Genomic DNA, 3,081 nt, shown 5'->3' on the forward strand with positions numbered 1-3,081 from the left:
GCCTGCCGGCAGGCCTGCCGGCAGGCGCTCCAGGTGGCTTGCCAGGTGCGCTTCAACCTGGCGCTCTGTCTCCACGACAAAACCCAGGCTCAGGCGATCACCGAGCCGGCTCGCGACCAGGCCCAGGCCGAAGGCGCCGGCATACCAGAGCGGATTGAGCAGGGAAGGCCGGGCGCCGAGTTCGTCGAGCCGGGTTTTTGTCCAGGCGAGGTGGTCACCCTCTTCACGGCTGGCCTGCAGGAAGTGCTCTCGCAGGGCCGGGTCGCGGGTACCCAGGGCCTGCGCGGCGTAAAGGGCCTGCGCACAGACTTCACCCACGTGGTTGACGCGCATCAGTGCGCCTGAACGCACCTTGTCCTGCGCGGCAAGCTCGGTTTTCTCACCGGGTACGGTTGGGCAGGTACGGCTGGCGCGCGGGGCGGCAAAAAGCGTGCGAAGGGCGCCGTCGGCGGCATTGAGTGCGGTATCGAGTGCGGTGGTCATGGTGCTTCGGTTCTTAGGGACGGAATGGTTCCATGTTATCCCTCGTCCGGTGGAATGGAAACGGCCACAAAAAAGCCCCCATGCGGGGGCTTTTATGAAAGGAAGGCCGGATCGGGATCCGGACGCAACCTTGATCTTTAGAACGTGTGGCGAATACCCAGGGCGATGTTGGTGGAGCCAACGCCTGCAGCAGACGTCACGCCGCCGAGGAAGCCATTGCCACCAGGGGCTGCCTGGCCTGAGCCCTTGTTGTCGAAGCGGGTCAGCACGGCATTCAGGTTGGTGCGCTTGGACAGCGCATAGGTGTAGGTCACGCCGTATGAGCTTGTGTCGGCATCTGCTGGACGCTTGTCATCAAGGCGGTTGTACGCCACAACCCATGTGTGTGGGCCGCTGGTCATGCGGTAACCGATGTGCGCCAGGTTGGCGTCCTGCCGGAAGGCATTGTTGTAGGCGGCTTGAAAGGCTGCGCCTACAGCTGCGCTACCGCTAGCGGTGGTAACGGTTGCGCCGATGGTGGAGAGGCCGCTTGGGTTGTCATCCTTGATCGTGGCGTACTGGCCGTACAGGGTACCGGGGCCTACGTCAACCGTTCCGCCCAGTACATTGTTTTCCAGTGACTTCTGACCGAGCTCATTGTTGCGCTGGTTGCGGCCAAAACCGAGGGAGAATCCGTTGCCTTTGTAGATGACCATGCCGCCGAAGAAACGGCTGGCGGAGTTGCCGACCGTCGCGGTAGATGCCTCTCCAGCGCCATACATCAACGCTGCGGTGACGCCGCCTGTCTGAATGCCGTATTGCAGCGTATTGCTCAGGCGAATGTCGAAAGCCGGCGGGAAGCTGGCAATCTGGCCGGCTGCCAGGCTGGACTGGGTCTGGGACGCGTCAAAGGTGGCGCCAACCAGGTAGCCAGGCGTGTACTGGCGGCCGAGTGTGAACGCGCCGACCGGCGTGATCAGGCCCACGAATGACTGACGGTCGAACAGCMGGCTGCCTGTGGTACCAGGCAGGTTCACGCCAATCGTGCTTCCGATCGATGAATTTACAGCAGTGATCAGCGCGGCCGTAGAAGCTGCCGGAATGGGAAGCGTGGTCAAGCCAAGTCCTGCGGCGGTAGACATGCGATCCGGCATTTGAGTACCAGAGGCTGCTGAATTCGACATGGCTCCCGTGTCGACTTCAAAACGGTTCTCAAGCGTAAAAATGGCCTTGTAGCCGCCGCCGATGTCTTCGGTCCCGCGCAGGCCGAAGCGTGAACCTTCCATGATGCCACTGGCAATGTGGGTGATCGCCCCGCTTCGCAGGCCGGTGACATGGTTGACGCCGCCATCAACAATGCCATACACGGTCACAGTGCTTTGTGCCATGGCAGCGGAAGTGGACAAAAGTCCCATGATCGCAGTTGCAACGAGGGTCAGTTTTTTCATGGAGTCTCCAGAGAGTTTTAATTGAGGGAAAACCTTCGCAGTCATTGCCGTAAATGCACACACCGGCTTGACTCGATGGAGCAAAGATTAGTGGGGATGCGGCGGCCCGTAAAGAGAGGCAATACGGGGGGTATCACTTTTGCGACAGGGGAAAACCCGATGTTTTCCTGCCCCGGTTGATGTTGGCGGCAAACCTTGGGAGGCTGCCAGGAAATTGTGTTTCCCCTCTCAAATTCTGATGCTGAAGATCGTTTTAAGCGAGGCTGGAGAACGACGCAGTCATGCGCAACCGGTGGCTAGGGTTTGACCTCTAATCCGGGGCGTCTGGYGGGTTGGCGGCAGCAGAGTGACTCGCGTTTACAACGGTTCATGCCACATTGCGCCAGCCTGTCCCCTTTCCTGCCTGTTTTTTTGAGCCATAACGCTTCCCGGAGACAAAAAACGACTTGGGTTTGTGTTTTTCACCAAGGCAGGGCATCTGGGGGCGGGTGCCCTGCTTTGGGGCGGCCTGCCTCGGCTGCCTGGAAGCTTCCCTCGTACGGCATCGCCCGGCCGGCGCATTCGTGCGCGCACCTCCAGCGTGCGCAAAATGCGATGCGTTGTTAGGGACCAACAACTCGGGTATGAACGTTGCTAATAGTAGAGATAAGGCTTGGTGTGATTTGTGACTCTTTGGTTAAATCGGTCTAAGGGTAGTCACTGAGCCCTTATAAATGTTTGTTTCGTAGCAGTGTTTTGTTTTCCACCTTTTTGGAGATTTTCTAATGATGAAGAAAAGCCTAGTTGCTTTGGCTGTGCTGGCAGTTTCCGGCATGGCTTCTGCCCAGTCCACCGTGACCGTTTATGGCCTCGTGGACGCTTGGGTTGGTACCGTCAAGGACAACAACATCAGCCAGTCCGGCGTGAACGTTGCCCATCCTTTTTCCGGTAGCGGTGGTGGTCTGCAGACCAGYCGTTTCGGCCTGAAGGGTTCTGAGGACCTCGGCGGCGGCCTGAAAGCCAACTTCCTGCTGGAAGCCGGCTTTGACCCCAGCACCGGTGCTGCAAACAACTACACCAACCCCTATACCGCCGCGACTTCCAATGCAATCTTTGGTCGTCAGTCCTGGGTTGGTCTGTCTGGTGGCTTCGGTGAGCTGAAGCTCGGCAAAATGTGGACCCCGTACGACAT

3 protein-coding genes are annotated in these 3,081 nt (G+C 59.2%); 1 reads left to right on the plus strand and 2 read right to left on the minus strand.

What is annotated here, in order from left to right; genetic code table 11:
• Both coq7 and AC1DWI_RS17875 read right to left on the minus strand, forming a co-directional pair.
• A partial coding sequence (gene coq7 / locus AC1DWI_RS17870) for a 2-polyprenyl-3-methyl-6-methoxy-1,4-benzoquinone monooxygenase (protein ID WP_477725345.1) occupies nucleotides 1-483 on the minus strand: 483 nt, incomplete at its 3' end.
• A 137-nt stretch (nucleotides 484-620) separates the two neighbouring features.
• Entirely contained in the window at nucleotides 621-1,910 is a 1,290-nt protein-coding gene (locus AC1DWI_RS17875; protein WP_477725346.1) for a porin, read from the minus strand.
• Nucleotides 1,911-2,674: 764 nt separating this feature from the next.
• On the opposite strand from AC1DWI_RS17875, the gene AC1DWI_RS17880 reads away from it, so the two are divergent.
• Nucleotides 2,675-3,081, plus strand: a 407-nt coding sequence (locus AC1DWI_RS17880; protein ID WP_477725347.1) for a porin, incomplete at its 3' end; no start/stop codon positions are given.

The organism is Polaromonas sp. P3_C2 (assembly GCF_056402675.1).